The sequence below is a fragment of the Snodgrassella sp. genome, from assembly GCF_024103505.1.
Lineage (GTDB): Bacteria > Pseudomonadota > Gammaproteobacteria > Burkholderiales > Neisseriaceae > Snodgrassella > Snodgrassella communis.
Genome location: NZ_JAGGIJ010000001.1, coordinates 312750 through 331356, shown reverse-complemented (window position 1 = coordinate 331356; position 18607 = coordinate 312750). Strand labels below are relative to the sequence as shown.

The 18607-nt window shown below is 43.9% G+C and carries 16 protein-coding genes; 7 read left to right on the top strand and 9 right to left on the bottom strand.

All coding sequences use genetic code 11. From position 1 onward, the window contains the following. Positions 1-95 precede the first annotated feature (95 nt). Both wrbA and nfsA read left to right on the top strand, forming a co-directional pair. Positions 96-695: an NAD(P)H:quinone oxidoreductase gene (gene wrbA / locus J6578_RS01515; protein WP_093090778.1), complete on the top strand. Its 600-nt coding sequence runs from the start codon at positions 96-98 to the stop codon at positions 693-695. Between the two features lie 19 nt (positions 696-714). Beyond that, a complete protein-coding gene (gene nfsA, locus J6578_RS01510; RefSeq protein WP_239364311.1) occupies positions 715-1455 on the top strand; it encodes an oxygen-insensitive NADPH nitroreductase in 741 nt (246 codons plus the stop codon). A gap of 72 nt (positions 1456-1527) precedes the next feature. On the opposite strand, the gene J6578_RS01505 is transcribed toward nfsA, so the two are convergent. Genes J6578_RS01505 through J6578_RS01495 form a run of 3 tightly spaced genes read right to left on the bottom strand, consistent with a single transcriptional unit; the run spans position 1528 to position 5375 of the window. After that, the gene (locus J6578_RS01505) at positions 1528-2682 is read right to left on the bottom strand and encodes a GDSL-type esterase/lipase family protein (RefSeq protein ID WP_093090774.1); all 1155 of its coding nucleotides are present in this window, start codon (positions 2680-2682) and stop codon (positions 1528-1530) included. Continuing rightward, complete coding sequence (locus J6578_RS01500; RefSeq protein ID WP_287953735.1) at positions 2672-3883, bottom strand: SGNH/GDSL hydrolase family protein; 1212 nt, start codon at positions 3881-3883, stop codon at positions 2672-2674. Before J6578_RS01500 ends, J6578_RS01505 begins: the two co-directional genes overlap by 11 nt. Beyond that, entirely contained in the window at positions 3870-5375 is a 1506-nt protein-coding gene (locus tag J6578_RS01495; RefSeq protein ID WP_287953734.1) for an MBOAT family O-acyltransferase, read from the bottom strand. Before J6578_RS01495 ends, J6578_RS01500 begins: the two co-directional genes overlap by 14 nt. Positions 5376-6070: 695 nt before the next feature. Between J6578_RS01495 and J6578_RS01490 the strand changes: the two genes are divergently transcribed. Genes J6578_RS01490 through J6578_RS01480 form a run of 3 tightly spaced genes read left to right on the top strand, consistent with a single transcriptional unit; the run spans position 6071 to position 8478 of the window. Then, positions 6071-7051, top strand: a complete 981-nt coding sequence (locus J6578_RS01490; RefSeq protein WP_287953732.1) for a cation diffusion facilitator family transporter — start codon at positions 6071-6073, stop codon at positions 7049-7051. Between the two features lie 46 nt (positions 7052-7097). Beyond that, entirely contained in the window at positions 7098-7751 is a 654-nt protein-coding gene (locus J6578_RS01485) for an HAD family hydrolase (protein WP_037405808.1), read from the top strand. 25 nt (positions 7752-7776) lie between these two features. Further along, positions 7777-8478, top strand: a complete 702-nt coding sequence (locus J6578_RS01480) for an aspartate/glutamate racemase family protein (RefSeq protein WP_093090764.1) — start codon at positions 7777-7779, stop codon at positions 8476-8478. A 106-nt stretch (positions 8479-8584) separates the two neighbouring features. Here the strand turns inward: J6578_RS01480 and J6578_RS01475 are convergent, their stop codons facing one another. The 6 genes from J6578_RS01475 to J6578_RS01450 form a co-directional block, all read right to left on the bottom strand. Beyond that, positions 8585-9475, bottom strand: coding sequence for an NAD(P)H-hydrate dehydratase (locus J6578_RS01475; protein WP_287953729.1), 891 nt, complete (start codon positions 9473-9475; stop codon positions 8585-8587). 70 nt (positions 9476-9545) lie between these two features. Beyond that, the gene (gene glnD, locus J6578_RS01470; protein WP_287950382.1) at positions 9546-12110 is read right to left on the bottom strand and encodes a [protein-PII] uridylyltransferase; all 2565 of its coding nucleotides are present in this window, start codon (positions 12108-12110) and stop codon (positions 9546-9548) included. A 2-nt stretch (positions 12111-12112) separates the two neighbouring features. Next, positions 12113-13351, bottom strand: a complete 1239-nt coding sequence (locus tag J6578_RS01465; protein ID WP_287953727.1) for a multifunctional CCA addition/repair protein — start codon at positions 13349-13351, stop codon at positions 12113-12115. Between the two features lie 189 nt (positions 13352-13540). Further along, positions 13541-14854 (bottom strand): SLC13 family permease, encoded by a 1314-nt coding sequence (locus J6578_RS01460; RefSeq protein ID WP_239364302.1) that lies wholly within the window; start codon positions 14852-14854, stop codon positions 13541-13543. An 809-nt stretch (positions 14855-15663) separates the two neighbouring features. Beyond that, the gene (locus J6578_RS01455) at positions 15664-15975 is read right to left on the bottom strand and encodes a DUF4303 domain-containing protein (RefSeq protein WP_287953858.1); all 312 of its coding nucleotides are present in this window, start codon (positions 15973-15975) and stop codon (positions 15664-15666) included. 601 nt (positions 15976-16576) lie between these two features. After that, positions 16577-16759: a hypothetical protein gene (locus J6578_RS01450; RefSeq protein ID WP_093090756.1), complete on the bottom strand. Its 183-nt coding sequence runs from the start codon at positions 16757-16759 to the stop codon at positions 16577-16579. Positions 16760-17167: 408 nt separating this feature from the next. On the opposite strand from J6578_RS01450, the gene J6578_RS01445 reads away from it, so the two are divergent. Together J6578_RS01445 and ribA are read left to right on the top strand one after the other, a co-directional pair. Beyond that, positions 17168-17872: a hypothetical protein gene (locus J6578_RS01445; protein WP_287953725.1), complete on the top strand. Its 705-nt coding sequence runs from the start codon at positions 17168-17170 to the stop codon at positions 17870-17872. A gap of 5 nt (positions 17873-17877) precedes the next feature. Next, on the top strand, positions 17878-18501 hold the full coding sequence (ribA, locus tag J6578_RS01440; protein ID WP_100151158.1) for a GTP cyclohydrolase II: 624 nt from the start codon (positions 17878-17880) through the stop codon (positions 18499-18501). The last annotated feature ends 106 nt before the right edge of the window (positions 18502-18607 follow it).

The following is an 18607-nucleotide window of genomic DNA, read 5'->3' as shown; positions in this document are numbered from 1 at the left end:
AAAGCGCATACTGTGCAGACTTTCCATGCTTACTGGTCAAGTAATCATAGTTACGGCACAATACAAACATTCAAACACTATTAAAGGAGTGCTGTATGGCAGATTTACCTATTCTGGTGGTTTATTACAGCCTGTCTGGCAGTACGCGTAATCTGGCACTGGCGCTGGCACGCGGAGTAGACAGTGTGGCCGGTTGTGAAGCATTATTGCGAACTGTGCCCAAAGTGTCAGCTGTGTGTGAAGCGACAGAGCAGGAAATTCCAGACGAGGGTGCACCCTATGTTACCTTGGAAGAACTGCAAAGCTGTGCCGCACTGGCACTTGGCAGCCCAACCCGCTTTGGTAATTGTGCAGCACCTGTGAAATATTTTCTGGATAGTACCAGCAGCTTGTGGCTGGCCGGTAGTCTGATTGGTAAGCCCGCCTGTGTGTTTACCAGTACCACCAGCCTGCATGGCGGACAGGAAAGTACACTTTTAAGTATGATGACTCCTTTATTGCATCATGGTATGCTGGTGTGCGGTATACCATTTAGTGAACCGCAATTGAATCAGACACAAAGCGGAGGAACCCCTTATGGTGCCAGCCATGTTGCAGGACACGAAAATTGCTCCATACTGAGTGATGCAGAAGAAGCACTGGCATTTGCGCAAGGCAAACGACTAGCAGAACTGGCATTGCGTCTAGCGCGCTGAAACAACTTTAGGAATTATCATGAGTTACCACTCCAATTTAAGCAGTGCGGCTACCCTGCCCACTATTTACCGCCACCGCTCCATTCGAAAATTTACCGACGAAGCGTTAACAGATGAGCAGCGTGAGGCTATCTGGGAAGCAGGCCGTGCCGCTTCTTCATCCAGTTTTATGCAAATTGTGCACATTATTCGTGTAACAGATATGGAAAAACGTGCTGCCTTGTCTGAAGTTGCCGCTAATCAGAAATATGTGCGCACCGCAGCTGAATTCTGGGTATTCTGTGTTGATTACACCAAACACAAGCTTGCTTTTCCCGAAGCACAGCTAGACTGGACGGAAGGCATGATTACCGGTGCTGTCGATGCGGGTATCATGGCGCAAAACTGTCTGCTGGCTGCTGAGTCGCTTGGATTAGGCGGAGTGTATATTGGTTCCCTGCGTAATGATGTACAACGGGCAGCCGAACTACTGGAGTTGCCACAATTAACTTTTCCTCTGTTTGGGCTGTGTCTTGGGTATCCGGCGCAAGACCCAATGTATCGCCCGCGCTTGCCGCTGGATACATTAGTGAGCGAAAACCGCTATCGTCCGCTCGACCCGGCCAAACTGGCTGCTTATGATGAACAGCTCAACGTATATTACCGTGAACGCAGCGGACTGGAACTGAACTGGAGTAAGGCAGTAGCCAATAATTTTGCTCAGCCGGTACGTCCACAGATTCTGCCATTTCTGCACCAGCAGGGTTTAGCCAAACGCTAAATAAATTTGGTAAAAATTTACCAGTTCTGCCTCGTGCAGAACTGGTATGATTGAATTGAAGTAGGGCTAATCTTATCGACGCAGTGAAAGAATACTGTCTGCCAATGCTTCACCAAGGCGCTGATAACCACTGGCTGTAAAGTGGACGCCATCACTGCGCGCCAGTCCCTGATTTATCCATGATTTCATACTGCATTCGCCCCCCATTACCGCTTGCCAGTCCCAGTAGAAAGTATGCTGGCTTAATGCCACTTCTTTTTGCATCGCTTGCAGCTCAGTTAGCTTTTCAGGGCGCACACCACAGGAACCAGCAGTACTTTTCAGGCTTTCTGGTGCTCCCAGAAGCATAATGGCACTTTTAGGTGAAGCCGTGCGAATCCGGGTAATCGTCTCCAGCAAATTCTGCTTAACCGTTTCAACTTCTACCCCGTTATAGGCTTCATTTGTGCCAAAGGCCAGAATAATCAGGTCTGGTGCAATCACATTCAGCTCCTGCTGCCATGCCTGAGTATTCCAGCGATTCCACTGATTGAGCTGGAAACCATTAATTCCCAAAGCAGAAAATACTACTCCCTGTTGGTTTTTATTTCGCATCCACCATCCGCCTATAGCAGTCTGAAAATTCATGCCAGCTTTGATTGTTAGCGGAAAACGTGCATTAAACGTACTGAAATGCCACTGATTATCCTTAGGCTGTGCTGAAAGCAAAATTTCCTCACCATTACCATCCGTAACGAACAAGTCTTCATCATTCTGTCCCTGCCGGATACTGACAATAACCGTTTGCTCAGCTTCAGGTTCACGGGTTCTGATAGTCATCAGCGAACCAATAGACGGAGTAGCAATCAAACCGCCGAGAGCATAATTCTGGCTGGCTTGCGTACGGCTGGAAATAGCCTGCCAGCCTTGATTCTCATAAGTAAAGCGTGCCAGCCGCATACCGGAAAAATGAACGGGCATCGCCCAACCCGGACCCCCATTGCCCAGTTGCTGTTGCAGACGCACACGCGCGGCGTTAGTAAGGTAATCTGCCGCAGTATGGGAATCGCCCAGTTGCACAATATTGAGACTTTTTTTCTGTAAAGCTTCAGTAAGCTGTGCAGCATGTTCAGCCTGTGCGGATAAAAGGGCATGATAATGGTTGGATTGTGCCGGAGTTGGATCAGCTGAACAGGCCATTATCCACAGGCAGCAGCCCAGAATGGCAAAATGTTTTTTAGTGTCCATTTGACGTATCGTTTTTAACAGACTGAGGCGGTAGATTAAAGCGGTTAAAAATGTTTCTGGCAATTATTTTCTGTCCTGAAACTGTGAAATGAATACCATCAGGACTACGGGTTTTGATTTTCTTTCCGTCAGCTTCTGTTAGCGTATCATTGAATTTACCACCATTGCTACCAAGCATAGCCCGCGTATCCATTATATAGCCGTGATTTTTACTTACTTCATCTGTAGTGAGCTCGCGCAGGTAAACCATTTGTTCATTAAGCTTATTGCGACGCATATCCGGCGGTGTAAGCCATAAAACAGTTACCTGATGTTGCCGGGCAGTATCCATAATGGTTTTAATTCGGCTGCGGTACATACTTTCCCATTGTGCAGATGCAAAGCTGATAAACCTGCTGCCATTTCGCGGATCGGGAACATCCCACGGATCATTCGGACCTAGAAACATCACCATTATCTTGATATGCGGATTATTATCCAAAGTACGCTCAATAGTTTGCGGCCAATTAAAGAAACTGGAATAGGTCAACCCAGTACTCTGCTTACTCAGATTGATAGTTTTAATGCCATAGTCATCACTAAGCCATTTTTGCACATGTGGTGCTACAGCTTGCATCAGTGAATCACCAGCAAAAAATACCACATCGTTAGAACTGAGCGTAAAGGCTGTTTTAATACTATTTTCTCTTGCAGTCTTTTGCAGCTTCTGCTGGCGTTGCTGTTCAGCCAGATTCGCCTGTTGCTGTAACCTTACCTTATCCCTGTGTGCATAGACATAATGCTTATTAAAAGCCGTAATAATATCGTGGTTAACCGTGGCAATATTCTGATTAAGCCGAACAACACCATCATTAAGCATCATGCCAATCTGTGCTCCTTTTTGCCACCATATCTGTTGTTTCAGTTTTAGTAAAATGCTGTTTTGATGGTAGGTTTGTTGATAATAAGCTGTCACCGAATCTTGCATCAGCCATAATGAAATGCCCGCAGTAATCATCAAAGTCAGCAAAACAAAACGAAATTGCTGCTTATTATTTTTCTCTACCTGTATTTCAGTTTTCGGTTCTTCACTGGCCACCACCATCGGCAAAGTGGTTACTGTTTTCAGCGTCACCACCGGTATTTGATTAAACTGACTATATTTTTTTTGCTGATTGTAATTTTGATATGAAGGCAGACGGCGATATTTAGAAGTTGGCATAGATAAATCCCGGAATACCAGCCGGCGCGCAGATTAATACCAGAATCAGCAACAGCAATAGAGGGAGAATCAGGCTGTAGCGAGGCAAAGTATCAGCACGCTCATATAACGAAGCAATGAATTTTGCCAGCAACGGATACAGCATCCATGCCAGCAATAACAGGCTGAAAAAGTAAAATGGATTGGTAGTCAGTGGTACATTAACATGGTTGTATAGCAGAGCATGTAACAGGAGAAAGGCATCATTAACAGTTGGCGCACGGAAAAAGACAAAACAGAAACACACAAAATGTACCGTAAACACAATGCTGATAATATTGCCAGCCTTATTGCTTTTACTCAGACCATTGCGTGCCTGTTCCAAAGTACAGTGGCGCAGACGGGAGTACAGTAAATCGCCTAGATTCAGCGCAATCATGCCGGCACCGTGTAGTAATCCCCAAATAAAAAAGTGCCAGCCATTGCCATGCCAGATACCAGATAAAACCATGGCAATCAGCAGATTGAGTTGGGTTCGCACCATACCGTGCCGGTTACCACCTAATGGAATATAGATATAATCGCGTATCCACGTGGACAAACTGATGTGCCAGCGCTGCCAGAATTCCCGGATATTATGAGCCAGTAGTGGCGCGCGAAAATTCACGGGCAAACGAAATCCCAGCAGTAGCCCCATAGCTACTACTAAATCACTATAACCGGAAAAATTGAAAAAAAGCTGTATTGTATAGCCATAAATAGCAGCCAGAATTTCCAGACTGTGATACTGCATAGGATTCGCAAATACCGGATCAACCCAGTTATCGGCAATCCAGCCTGATAACCACCAGTTTTTCATCAGTGCTATTACAATCAGACATAAAGCTACAGCGGGCGCCAGAATCCGGCGGCGTTCTGGCATGTGTATTTGCGTTAGCATACCACAGGGCTTACTGGAAATATCTGTCAGCCCGCGCGCATCATAGGCACGTGCAATCGGGCCTGCCGTAATAGTAGGAAAAAAACTCAGATACAAAGCCAGCCCGGGCAGAGAAAATTGCCTGTCAGCCGGTTGTGCATTGCTGCGCAACTGATAAAGAGAAACCAGATAACTGATTGCCTGAAATGAATAATAAGATATGCCCAGCGGTAATATAATGCCCGCCAGCCAGTCAGAATTGTGGCCGAATGTATCCAGACCATCGCCCAACTGAGTGCGGAAAAAATCGAAATACTTCCACACCATCAGATTCAGCAGCGTAAACATGTACCCGCTTATCAGCCAGATTTTGGGTTTACTGCTGACATTAATCCGGATGGAAATAACATAAATAAATACAGTGAATATCACTAAAGCAAATAATGCCTGTGCTTTCCCGCTCAAATAAATAATTAAGTAGCTAGTACACAGTAAAAGCAAATTTTGCAGCTGCGGTCTGGCTCCCAAAAGCCAGTACAGACAGAAAAAAGCGATAAATGACAGGCCGAATTCAATGGAAATAAAGCTAAACATGAAGCAGATGAACAGTCAAAAAATAGTGATTGTTAAACCATGCCAAATAAAACTAAGCAGAAAAGTTCCTATTGAAACCTGTTAACTCATGTTTGTGCGTATAAACTGAAACTACGCACCTGCTGCTCCTCTAACAGGGTTGCAATCGAATAGTAATATTATTCAGATGCCGTTAATACGCTAAGAATTAATATTCATACACTATGAACACAAACCCGCTTACACAGATAAAGTAAAGCTTACAGTGTAACATTGCTGAATTTACATTCTTTTCAGTTAATCTGAATTGGCGGTAATTCCCATAATCCGATACTGCTATGCTAAATTAATTGAATTAATGACGGGAAACAATATTTTACCTGTAAATGTGAAGAATTGTAACAAAATTCAGATATAAAATTTTGTTATCAGAACAAAATTAATTTTAGTAAACGACTATTAACCGCGCGCGCAATACCCATAAAGCAATATCTCGACTCTCTGCCACAAGTACTATTGACGTCTTACTTAATTAAACAGCAGCAGATTTTCTCTTTTTTCTGTTAATATCAAATAGAATCAGGTATTCACCATTTGAGAGTATATTTGTATCAGCAACATGTCTCGGAATGATCACAACAGGCGTAAAAATTTGAATTTCACCTCCTATCAGGGTTTAGCCCGTAGCAGTAGCAGACAATTGAAAAAGGCATTATATGCACGAACACAACCATACCCATGAACACCACCATAATGGTGCTGCACATCATCACCATCTAGGTTCACACAGTACAGATAAGCAGGTTTTACGCATATCCCTGCTGGTGATCGGCGCATACATGGTAGTAGAAATTATAGGTGGCTGGTTAACCAATAGCCTTGCGTTGCTGTCGGATGCAGGCCATATGTTTTCGGACACACTCGCACTGGCATTATCCCTAATAGCATTTCATCTGAGTGAACGCCCGGTTAATCAGCGCCAGACTTTTGGCTATAAGCGTTTTGAAATTATTGCTGCTGCGGTGAATGGCATGGCACTGATTGTGATTGCAGTAATGATCGTGTATGAAGCAATCGGCCGTTTTATCAATCCACCCGATATCGCTACCCGTGGCATGTTGATTATCAGCATTCTTGGCTTGCTGGTGAATATCATTATCGCTTGGTATATGCATCGGAGTAGCGAGACCAAGCATAACGTCAACATGCGTGGCGCTTTTTTACATGTGCTGGGCGATTTACTGGGTTCTGTGGGGGCAATTGCTGCTGCCGTACTCATGATGCTGTTTGGCTGGCGCTGGGCTGATCCGCTCACCAGTATCGTAGTTGCTTGTCTGATTGCCTACAGTGGCCTAGGAATTCTGAAAACAACCCTGCGCATTCTGATGGAAAGTACACCAGATACCATTGAACTGGAACAATTGAGTAACATTATTCTGGCCATGCCCGGAATTGAAGCAGTACATGATTTACATGCATGGACCATCACCAGCAACATGAATGCCTTATCCTGCCATATTGTGGTTGATGGCGCATTAACAGTGACAGAAGCAGAAAAATTAGTGAATGCACTGGCAGAAACACTACTGACACATAACATCCACCATGTAACCGTACAGACAGAAAGCACTGCCCATACCCACAGCAATAATCTGCTGTGCTGCATTCCATCGGTTGCCCATCGGCATGTACATTAATACAATACATGCTGAATGATTAATGATATTTGACTGGATAGAAAACATGATTAAAGCAGTATTATTTGATTTGGATGGTACACTTGCAGATACCGCACCGGATTTAGGTACAGCCCTTAATCGGGTATTGGAGCAGCAGCAATTACCGCCCAAAAATATGGCCGAAATTCGTCCTGTAGCCAGTCATGGCGCCGCAGAATTGATTAAACTAGGTACAGGGATACAGCCTGACAACCCTAAATTTAACGCTTTAAGACAGGCATTCATGGCAGAGTATGAACAGCACTTTACCGAACAAACAGTACTCTTTGGCGGTATAAATGAAGTCTTACAGAAGCTCGATCAGCAAGGTATAGTCTGGGGTATTATCACCAATAAATCACATATATTCACCGAACGCCTGATACCGAAACTAGGTTGCAGTATCGCGCCGGCAGTTGTCGTCAGTGGTGATACCACCAGTGCACCCAAGCCGAGTACCGAACCAATGTATTATGCTTGCCGGCAAATCAACGTGATGCCTGAAAACTGCCTGTATATCGGTGATGCGGAACGTGATATGCAGGCCGGACGCAATGCCGGCATGACAACAGTACTAGCAAACTGGGGTTATATCAGTGCACAAGATAACACAGCAAGCTGGCCGGCAGATTATATTATTGAACAGCCAAAAGAAATTCTCAGATTGCTGACAAAATAGCTGTTTAACTAACAAAAGGGATATCATGAAAACCATCGGTTTACTGGGCGGTATGAGCTGGGAAAGCTCTGCCGAATATTACCGCATGATTAATGAACAAGTACGTGACCGTTTGGGTAGCCCGCATTCTGCCCGAAGCGTCATGTTATCCGTAGACTTTGCAGAAATTGAAGCATTGCAGCATCAGGGATGCTGGGATGAATTGGCAGAAAACATGTGTACGGCTGCGCGCCAACTGGAGCAGGGCGGAGCACAATGCATCGTAATTTGTACCAATACCATGCATCGCATGGCCGAACAGGTACAGAACACCGTGCGCATTCCACTGCTGCATATTGCCGATGCAACTGCACAGCAGATTTGTCGCCAAAAACTGCACAAAGTGGGTTTGCTAGGTACAGAATTCACCATGAAACAAGATTTTTATAAAGGGCGGCTTACAGATAAATTTGGTTTGGAAGTAGTGATTCCGAATGACACAGATTGCCAGACCGTACACAAAATCATTTATAACGAACTGGTATCAGGTATTATCCGAGAAGAATCGCGCCAGCAGTACCGGCAAATTATCCAGCGTCTGGTAGATGCAGGTGCACAAGCGATTATTCTGGGCTGTACCGAAATTATGCTACTGGTTTCGCAGGCTGATAGTCCTGTTCCGGTATTTGATACTACTGCTATCCATGCAACTGCCGCCGTAGACTGGGCTTTGGCAGATGAGCAATAAATGCGCAGCATCTTTCCGATATCGTAAAAACGCTAATATATAAACTAACACAAAACCAAAACTGATGGTCATTATCTGCTCATCGCCATCAGTTTTTTTATCGTATTCAGACTGGTTCAGTCAGGCGGTTACGCAGCCAGCGTACAGCTGCTGCTATTTCACTGGCACATAAACCTATGGGGCCGATTTCACTGGCTGCAAGAATGTCTGCCGCAGCACCATGTAACCACACACCAGCATAAACAGCCTGTTGTGGCGGTATGCGTTGAGCCAGTAAACTGCCAATAATCCCAGCCAGCACATCACCACTACCGGCAGTTGCCAGCCCTGAATTACCCGTTTCATTTTGCTGTACCTGCCCGTTGGGCGACGCGATCAGACTCTGGTGACCTTTCAATACCACCCATACATCATATTTTTCGGCCAGACAGCGCACAGCCTGATAACGGTTATTCTGTATCTCACCGATCGAACAATGTAACAGACGTGCTGCTTCGCCCAAATGCGGCGTTAAAATAATGTCTTGTTGATTTTGTCTGCTGCTCAGCAAAGCCGGCTGTTGTGCCACCAAATTAAGCGCGTCGGCATCCAGTAGCATAGGGACAACGCTTTTCTGTTGCAGACATTCAGTCAGCTTAGTTAAAGCAGATGTTTCTGTTCCCAGACCGCAGCCAATCACCCATGCAGTAATATCTGAGCGTTGTAGCAGCCGATTTGCAGTACTCAGCATAATTTCAGGCTGCTGAAACAGTAACGGTATTGGTAAAGCAGACTGGTGAAAGCCAAGCCAGACTTTACCGCAACCACAATGCAAAGCAGCCATGCCCGCCAGCGTAATCGAACCGGCCATCCCTTCAGCACCACCCACAATGCCCAGCGTGCCAAATGTGCCTTTGTGGCTGTGCGCAGAGCGAGGCTGGCACAGAGCTGGAAAGTGAATAAGCGCCAGTCGCCGCCATTGCCTCAGAAGTTCATTATCAATCTGAAACCCGTTCATTATCCGCTCCCTGTCATTACCGCTTACTACCATTGTAAAGTATATCTCAGTAGATGCGTATCATCTTCACTTACAGCAGAAGCTGATCAAGCAAAGCATTTTTAAGCCGTAATTGCTGCCGCGTATCGGCTAGCTGAGGGGCATATATCAAAAAACTGTCTTCCACACGCTCATCTAAAGTTGTGATTTTAGCAAAGCGAATACTGATGTTTAGCTCAGATAATACCGCGGCAATATTAGCAAGTAAAAACCGCCGGTTAGCCGTAATAATATGCAGATTATACCAGCCAGCATCTTCCTCATCGTCAATGCTGATACGCGGTGCAACTGGTATATGGCGGCTACGCCGGCTCAGATTGGCCGGATTGCTGGCAGACATCGGCAAATGACCGTTGACAAACTGATTCAGCGCCAGTTCTGTTTTATTCTGAATAGCCAGATAATCGCCAGTGCTGAGCCCTGAGGGAAACTGCAAAATAAAAGTGTCCAGAATAAAATTGTGCTCAGTAATATAAGCACGGGCAGTCAGAATATTCATACCGGCCTCACTGAAAACCGAGGCCAGCTCAGTAAACAATTTCGGACGATTAGGCATGTACACCATTACCTTTAACGTATCAGTATCCGGTAGCAGCCGAGTATGCGCCTGTGCCTGTTGTTCATAATTGATAATTTTCGACAAATGCCAGAGAATATCCTGCCACTCATGGCGGGCAAAATAAGCCTCCCCCAGAATGTGCCACAACTCCCGTTGCTGAGTTTTGCTAATATGATAATGACTTAACTCATGCATTGCCTGCTGCCGGCGGTCAAGAATAGCTGCCTGCCGGTTACTTTGTTTACCACTTAAATGGTGCAGCGTGGCTTTATATAATCTTTCCAGCAGACTGGCTTTCCAAGAACTCCAGATTTTAGGATTGGTGCCACGAATATCAGCCACTGTAAGCAAATACAGCGCAGTCAGGCGTTCAACCGTTTTTACCTGTTTACTGAATCGGGCAACTACTTCCGGATCCTGAATATCTTCTTTTTGTGCAGTCATCGACATCAGCAAATGCTGTTCTACCAGCCACGTGAGTAAATCACTTTCTTCCGCATCCAGAAAATGATCTTCAGCAAAACGCCGTGCATCAGGCACACCCTTTTGCGCATGGTTGCCGCCACGCCCCTTAGCAATATCATGAAACAGTGCCGCCATATATAAAACATGCTTATGCGCAAAGGAATGCATCAGAGTAGATGCAAAAGGCAATTCATGGCTGTGCTGCTCCATAGCCATGCGCCGCATATTGCGCACCACCATTAAAATATGATCGTCTACCGGATAAATATGAATTAAATCGTGTTGCAGCAAACCAACGATTTTTCCCCATGCAGGCAGGTAGCGTCCCAGCACACCATACAGATTGATAAACCGCAGTAAATGAGTCAGCCCGTCGCCATGCCTGAAAAAACTGGCAAAACACTTGCGGTTAACCGGATTCTGATAAAACTCCTCATTAACCAGCTCATGGGCTGCTGCCCACCAGACACGCAACGTTTTCGGCGCGAGACCAACAATATCGCTGTGTTCCTGAGCAATGCGCAGAATAGTAAAAATATGTTCTGGCTTTTTCCGGAAAAGCTCAAGATCGTGTACTGCCAGCATATTGCCAACCTGATAGTAATACTCATCAAGTTCCGCAATCACACGCGGTAGAGTAGCATAGACACGGTCGCGCAGCATTGGCACCAGAATGCCACTGAGCTGTTTTACCCCTTTAAGAGCACGGTAAAAATCATGCATCAGCTTTTCACTGGCACGCGAAGTGCCATCATCTGCATAGCCCAGATTCTGTGCCACCAGCGTTTGCAGATCAAAAATCAGCCTGTCTTCTGCACGTTTGGCAGTTAAATGCAGCTCAATGCGGATTTTTGCTAACTGTTTTTGGCAGCTAAGTAACAGTCTGGCTTCAGTGCGGTTCAGAATCGCCTTTTTCATCAGCTCATGAATCTGCGGCGGTAATCCCTGTACCTTAGCCAGCCACAGCAGCGTATGAATATCACGTAAACCGCCCTGAGTAGTTTTTACATTCGCTTCCAGCAGACTGGCTTCACCTGAAGCTTTGGCATAGCGTTGCCATTGCTCCAGTATTTTCCCTTCAATAAAAGCGGCTACATCACGCTGCAAATCAAGCTGATGGATAAATTCTGTTGCCAGTTGCTGTTCACCGCACAGAAAGCGACTTTCCAATAAAGCAGAATCTCCCGTTAAATCCTGCCGTGCACTTTCACATAATTCCCCAATCGTGCCCACCTTTAATGCTGGCTGTAATTGCAAATCCCATAATATTTGCACAAATGCAGCAATCTGCTGTTGCAGATCATCATCAATCACATTTTTACTGATAATAGCCATATCCGTGTCAGAATACGGATACATCTCCCCACGCCCGAAACCACCTATAGCCAGTAAACATAACTGCTTTCCGGCAAAAAATTCCTGCCACAGCGTAAGTAACACCTCAGTAACAACCTGAGTATGCTGGCGAAAATATCCAAATGGATGCTGGCGTTGCCGGAACATCTCTGCGGCCAGTTGTTTATGCAGTGATAATTTATCCGATAATTGAGTGACAAGCGCAGAGACAGACATAATTAGTAGCCGTTAGATTGAGATTGACGATAAGCATTCTGTAACGGGCGGATCTGATTCAATCTTGCCTGATCTATAGCCTGAGCAATCTGCTGCGAATCAGCCGTAGTACGGGCGATTGAAGCTGCATCAATATCCATTGCCGCAGATTGCATGGTCAGCCAGTGCTGCTGTTGTGGGTATTGCTGTTGTTCAAATCCTAGCCGCCCGCGTATATCCGCCACACATACCCGTAAAATCTGGGCAAACCGTTGCGGGCGGCGAAAAGCATCGGTTTTTTTCAGAATGTCCAGAACCGTTTTCGGTTTGAACTGGCTCACACTGTGCAGCCTGATATGATATTCACAGACAAGCCTTGCCAGCTGTGCGCACACCTTAGGCACCTGCCAGCGCTGGTTAACTGCCTCCACAGGCAGAATACCGGCATGATCGTGTCCGGGGTGGCTAGGTAATTTATCAACTGGTGTCAGCGCCTTACCCAGATCATGGGTAAGCGTAGCGTAGCGTTCTTCCAGCGAATAATCATGTTCGGCTGCATACTGCAAGCAAAGTAGCGTATGCTCACCAGCATCTATTTCCGGATGATAATCAGCCCGTTGCGGTACACCGAATAAAGCATCTACTTCCGGCAGAATAATCTTCAGTGCACCACAGATACGTAAAACCTCAATCATCAAACGGGGTTGCTTTTCCATCAGCCCTTTCGCCAGCTCCTGCCACACCCGCTCAGCAACCAGCGCATTTACCTCACCATTGTCCACCATCTGGCGCATTAATACCATCGTTTCATCCGCAACCTGAAACCCGTAACGGGCTGCAAATCGGGCGATACGCAAAATCCGCACAGGATCTTCCGCAAATGCCGGGCTGACATGGCGCAAAATACCACGGCGTAAATCAGACAGACCATTATATGGATCGATCAGATTGCCCGCTGCATCTTCTGCCATCGCATTTATCGTTAAATCACGTCGCTGCAAATCCTGCTCCAGCGTAACATCAGCTGCTGCATGAAAAGTAAAGCCAGCATAACCTGCCGCTACCTTGCGTTCCGTGCGCGCCAGCGCATATTCCTCATGTGTCTGCGGATGCAGAAAAACCGGAAAGTCTTTACCCACCGGCTGATAGCCAGCCTGTAACATATCTTCAGCGCTGGCACCTACAACCACCCAATCGCGGTCAGCTACCGGACGTTGCAAATACTTATCCCTTACCGCCCCACCAACTAAATAAATTTGCATATCAAACGTATCAATCAAAAACAGAATATCATTGTGCCGTAGTCCAGAGCAGCTGTTAACTGATTTTTCCACCAGATAAACCCAAAACCAATAGAAAAACACAATTCAAAGATCAGCCAGCTCCAGACAATTACAGCATAGATAATAAAAAGCTCTGCTTACAGGCAGAGCACTTACATCGCACGGTAATTACATCATTAGCACGGGCACAATCATAGCCAAGCCCGGGAAAATCGGCACCGTAGAAAAAGCAATAATCAGCAGACGTTTAAACATTGTCTCCTGCTGCTTTTCATCCGTAACACTCACCACCAGCGTACCGGCAATATGAATCGGATTAACCACACTGAGCATCGCCGGAGCTGCACAGGCTGTCAGAATCAGCGAAATTTGCGGTGAGTCACCAAAAATAGTAAATACCATCGGAATCATCAGACTGATTACGCCTAAAGTAGACGACTCAACATTACTCAGGAAAGTAATCAGGTAAGCCAGCATAAATAGCAAAGCGATTTTACTGCTGGTCAGACTTAACAGCCCATGCTCAACTGCTTTCATCGTATCTATCTGCATCATCGTACCAATAAGAACCAGCAAACCACTGATAACCACCACAGCATTCCACGGAATCTTTTTCACAAAATCCTTACTGTTTTTAGGGAAAAACAGCATCAGCACCACAGCCAGCGTCAAAGCAGTTAAGCCCACATTGGCTTTAGCAAAGACCACCAGCAGAAGAAAAATCAAAACTGCAACAGTAGAGCATATAGCATAAAATGGTTGTAACTGATGATTGTCACCGTTTTCCTGCTTGATTGGTTTAAGCAGCAAAAAGCCCTTTTTGGATGCATTAACATCATCTTTATCAACTACTCTTTTTTCATGAAACACAATCTGTAAAGCAATGACAAAAATAAAACTGATTAACATTCCCAGCAGCCATACCAGCCACGGGTTATACACAACTTGCGCCTTTTTAGCTGCATCAAGAATTACCTGACCAGTGGGATTAATCGGCGACAATGCCCCCGTATTAGCCCCAATAATTGCTGCCATCTCACAGATAAAAAACAGTCTGGGATGTTTTCTGCCCAAAGCTGCAATTACTGGTACCAGCAACGTAATCGAAGCAGTAGAAAAGGCACCGGCTGTAGAAATAGTAAATCCAATAAAATAGCCAATCCAAGGTACAACATGCGTATGATGCCCCAACTTAGCGTATACCTTATCAGTAAACCAGCTCAATCCGCCGCTTTTTTCCAGATGAGCAAATAATATAGACACACCAATTAACAACGTCACAATAGCGCCGGGAAAATGATGGAGAACATCCTTACTACTTAGCACCATCCCTGTGGCAGAACTATCTGCAATGAGCACAGATACCATAACCAACACTGCTGTAGCACTAAACCCCAGCAAACCAATATTGACATGTCGCCAGACAGCCAGAATCAAAATCACAACTAATAATACGAGCGATAATACTTGTAGTAAGTTCATAGATTGTCCTGATTTGTTATCGTTCTGAAAAAAAATTACGCAGAAAATCGTAAAATAATCAAACGGAATTTATGCTAATTTGACCTTAGTCGTATTCTCCTTCGTCAAAGTTGAGTGAATGCATCATTTATCATTTATAGCGTATTTAATAGATTCTAACAAACTAAAATTAACCTAATGGATATATTTGCAATAGCAAACCCTCTTAGAAAAAAAACTGATTTAAAACAAACTTACAAAATATACTTATGTAAGATAAAAGAAAAAATTTTAATTAATGACATTTTGTTCTCTGGAAAAACAAAATGCACTTATCAAAACCATTGATTACCATACACATATAGAATATATGTAAAGTATTATTAAATTTGGCGATGAGCACAAACTTACCACATCATTGTTGCAGGAAACAAAGCTGTGCCCGAAATAATCGGGAAAGCTAAAAAGCAATTATCAACAGATACTGAAATCAGCTGCTTACCTCAATCGCATCTCGAACTATCAGCACGATCGTTATATCAATATGTTAGACAACAACACCAGAGGGCATTCCAGCATAATCAGCCATAAATACCGGAAGATCCAAAATCATAAAATTAACCGCTTTATCTGACCAATCAACCCAATAACAGACGATTTCACATCATTCAGATAGAAAAGATAACAGAATTAGATGGTTAGTAACCATAATACGCAAATTTTCATCCGGCATCCGAAACATGCATATACCAATGTTATACTGTTGAAAACCAGCATTGAAATAAATATCTTTCAAGCCATAAAGATAAATGCTTATAGCCAAAAATATTTTAATCAGACAAAACCAGATTCATGTGCTCTATGGCTTCTTCAATATCTTCATCATGGTCTATACAAAAAAATTTAAAATCATTTGTTTTAGGAATTTTTTTAAAAATTTCTGTTTTTGAAAATTCAACTAATTGGTTTGTGAATAAATCAAACAAACTATTAACGAAAGCTTTCCATGCACCATAATCATCATCAACGCCATTAGGATAAAGCTGATTAAAATAGTTATTGAGCTCATCCTCACTAAAAACGTATAGCGTATCCAAACATTGATACTCCCAATCACCGATATTGTATCTGAGGTGATAAATTGCCTCAGTCGTACAGTAATTCTCATCAAAACCCCCGTTTTAATAACTGTTTAAAACCTTAGCAAAAACCTGTTCCGTATTAAAGCATCAATTAATTTCGCCGTATTCACAGTTGCAATCAAAGGCAAAAACATAAAATATTAACCCAGAATCTTGTATTAAAAATTTCTCAATCCCATTAATGGAAAAATCAAAAATCTTTTTACTTATCTAGTGGTTAAGGCTGATCAAAGAATTACTTCACCCTCATCTTTGGATACTAATCTTGTGAATTAATAATATATAATCAATACCTAAACAATCATTAAAGTGATTGCAATAACTCCTTAGTTCACTTCTTTAATAAAAAATCATAACCAACATATTAATTAGTATATTGGTAGAAAATTAGCATAAAACCAAACAGTATAAAAGAGAGAAGAAGATGACTACATAAAACACAGCCAATAGTAAACATTCATAGTACTAATACAGCATTAATATAATCAATAACAAACAAAAGCTATCTGGTTGCCTGTTATCATGCAGCAGTTACCACAATAACAAATTACCGTTTAACAACATGCATGACAGCCAGCCAGATAGCTTGCAACAAATATAATCAGTGCTTACTGTCTGGTGTGCGTTCCTTCAACTTCCAGCTATTACCTGCATGCTGAGTTGGAGGTGCTTTTTCATGGTCTTTCAGCGTAATATAATTTTCCACACCATGACCATGCTGATCAACTTCCTGATAAATTCCGCCATTAGTACCAGAATTATCACCGGGTTTCAGATTACTCATATACCACTCCTTTTACAATATCTACCGTGAAGCTACGGTAGACTTATTATTGATTGTAATTTTAAATAATACAAGAACTTAACCTTAATTTAACTTGCTGAGATTAAATTAACAGCTACAAGAGTTTAAAGTAAACTACGGCATCTTTAGATACGGCTAATTAATAGCAGAATATATTGATTCAGCTAGTCATTAATCAACAAATAAACTCATTGTTGGCAACAAACAGCAAAATAATCATTTATAAATAACTGATAGAAATGATTTAATCATAGTTGCTGATTCTCAGCATCCAAAATACCATAATAAACAATAAAGAAGTTTTTAATCACCCATGTAGCTTGTATCCGGTATCCGGGCGATTTTCGGTTACAATAATCGCTTGCCAAGAAAAAAGTAAGGACAAATATGATATGCGCTCAGGTGCGTGATTACCTGCAAACGCAAGGATTAAAAGTACCGGCAGAAGAAGTACAGATGGCCATATTGGCGATACAATCTGTATTAGAGCTGGCGCAGGCAGAAATCGATATGTCTGTATTGTGGTATGAAGAAAACGGATTCAGACTGGCACAAAAATTTGGTTTGGATCAGGCAGCATTGCGTCAGATACAGCCAGTTGATCTGTTTACCGCCAATAATAACAGCGCTTATACCTTGCGCCAGATGTATCTTGCTTTCGACTCAATAGCAAGCCGGCATCATAACGATACCTTTGCTGTATATTTATACGAAACAGATGACAAAGCAGGGCAGTTATATCGATTATTGGCTCAGGGCAGTAAATTGCCGGCCAGAATTGAATGCGGGCAGCAACAGGTGCAACAGTATCTATTTGCCCGAACAGCGACAACCGGCTGGCTGAATCAAGTAAATGACGTTCAGCAATGGCTTGCAGATGGCAGCCTGAGCGGTGAACAGACCGGTGCCTCCCAGCTAGCAGCGCCCATAACCGGAGAGCAGGGGCAGATACTCGGCGTATTGCACTCCACCCATCAGCATAATAATGCCATTACCGACGCCGAATTAATCGACTGGACAGCACTGGCCATAGCGATCACACCATTACTGCAAAATCTGCATAACGCCAGTACAGCACTTATCAAGGGATAAATATCATGACAACAACACATCAAAACCAGATTAAAGATCATAGCCCAGTACGCTTTATTGCCTCCTGCCGTTTACCAACACAGTGGGGTGAATTTACCATGTACGGGTTTGAAGACATACGCAACCGGCAGGAGCACGTAGCACTCACCGTAGGCGACATTGCCAGTGGCCAAGCAGTACTGGGACGAATTCATTCGGAATGTCTTACCGGCGATGCCTTATTTTCCAAGCGTTGCGATTGTGGCCCGCAGCTTGAAGCTGCCATGAAAGCCGTGCAGCAGGCAGGGCGCGGCGTAATCGTTTACTTACGTCAGGAAGGGCGTGGCATTGGTTTATTAAACAAAATCAGAGCCTACAAACTACAGGATGAAGGTCTGGATACAGTAGATGCCAATCTGGCCTTAGGGCTACCCGTAGACGCCCGCGATTTTTCTCTGGCTAAAGATATACTTGATTATCTCGGTATACACTCAGTACAGCTAATGACCAACAATCCGCAAAAAGTGGCCACACTCCAGGCGCATGGTATCAACGTAGTTAATCGCATACCCCTGCATGTTGGACAGAATCCTGAAAATCAGCATTACTTGCATACCAAAATTGAAAAATTAAAACACTTTACCGACTAAATTACCTATCCAGTCTGCTCGCATTTCACAGTAACTACTTGCAGACTGTATTGAATACCACATTCATCATCTTTTCACCAATACTGTATTTTTAATTTACAGTCCC

Bases quoted from the DNA above. Each gene is read 5' to 3' on its own strand.
- wrbA (WP_093090778.1), top strand. From the start codon at position 96: ATGGCAGATTTACCTATTCTGGTGGTTTATTACAGCCTGTCTGGCAGT.
- nfsA (WP_239364311.1), top strand. From the start codon at position 715: ATGAGTTACCACTCCAATTTAAGCAGTGCGGCTACCCTGCCCACTATT.
- J6578_RS01505 (WP_093090774.1), bottom strand. From the start codon at position 2,682: ATGGACACTAAAAAACATTTTGCCATTCTGGGCTGCTGCCTGTGGATA.
- J6578_RS01500 (WP_287953735.1), bottom strand. From the start codon at position 3,883: ATGCCAACTTCTAAATATCGCCGTCTGCCTTCATATCAAAATTACAAT.
- J6578_RS01495 (WP_287953734.1), bottom strand. From the start codon at position 5,375: ATGTTTAGCTTTATTTCCATTGAATTCGGCCTGTCATTTATCGCTTTT.
- J6578_RS01490 (WP_287953732.1), top strand. From the start codon at position 6,071: ATGCACGAACACAACCATACCCATGAACACCACCATAATGGTGCTGCA.
- J6578_RS01485 (WP_037405808.1), top strand. From the start codon at position 7,098: ATGATTAAAGCAGTATTATTTGATTTGGATGGTACACTTGCAGATACC.
- J6578_RS01480 (WP_093090764.1), top strand. From the start codon at position 7,777: ATGAAAACCATCGGTTTACTGGGCGGTATGAGCTGGGAAAGCTCTGCC.
- J6578_RS01475 (WP_287953729.1), bottom strand. From the start codon at position 9,475: ATGAACGGGTTTCAGATTGATAATGAACTTCTGAGGCAATGGCGGCGA.
- glnD (WP_287950382.1), bottom strand. From the start codon at position 12,110: ATGTCTGTCTCTGCGCTTGTCACTCAATTATCGGATAAATTATCACTG.
- J6578_RS01465 (WP_287953727.1), bottom strand. From the start codon at position 13,351: ATGCAAATTTATTTAGTTGGTGGGGCGGTAAGGGATAAGTATTTGCAA.
- J6578_RS01460 (WP_239364302.1), bottom strand. From the start codon at position 14,854: ATGAACTTACTACAAGTATTATCGCTCGTATTATTAGTTGTGATTTTG.
- J6578_RS01450 (WP_093090756.1), bottom strand. From the start codon at position 16,759: ATGAGTAATCTGAAACCCGGTGATAATTCTGGTACTAATGGCGGAATT.
- J6578_RS01445 (WP_287953725.1), top strand. From the start codon at position 17,168: ATGATATGCGCTCAGGTGCGTGATTACCTGCAAACGCAAGGATTAAAA.
- ribA (WP_100151158.1), top strand. From the start codon at position 17,878: ATGACAACAACACATCAAAACCAGATTAAAGATCATAGCCCAGTACGC.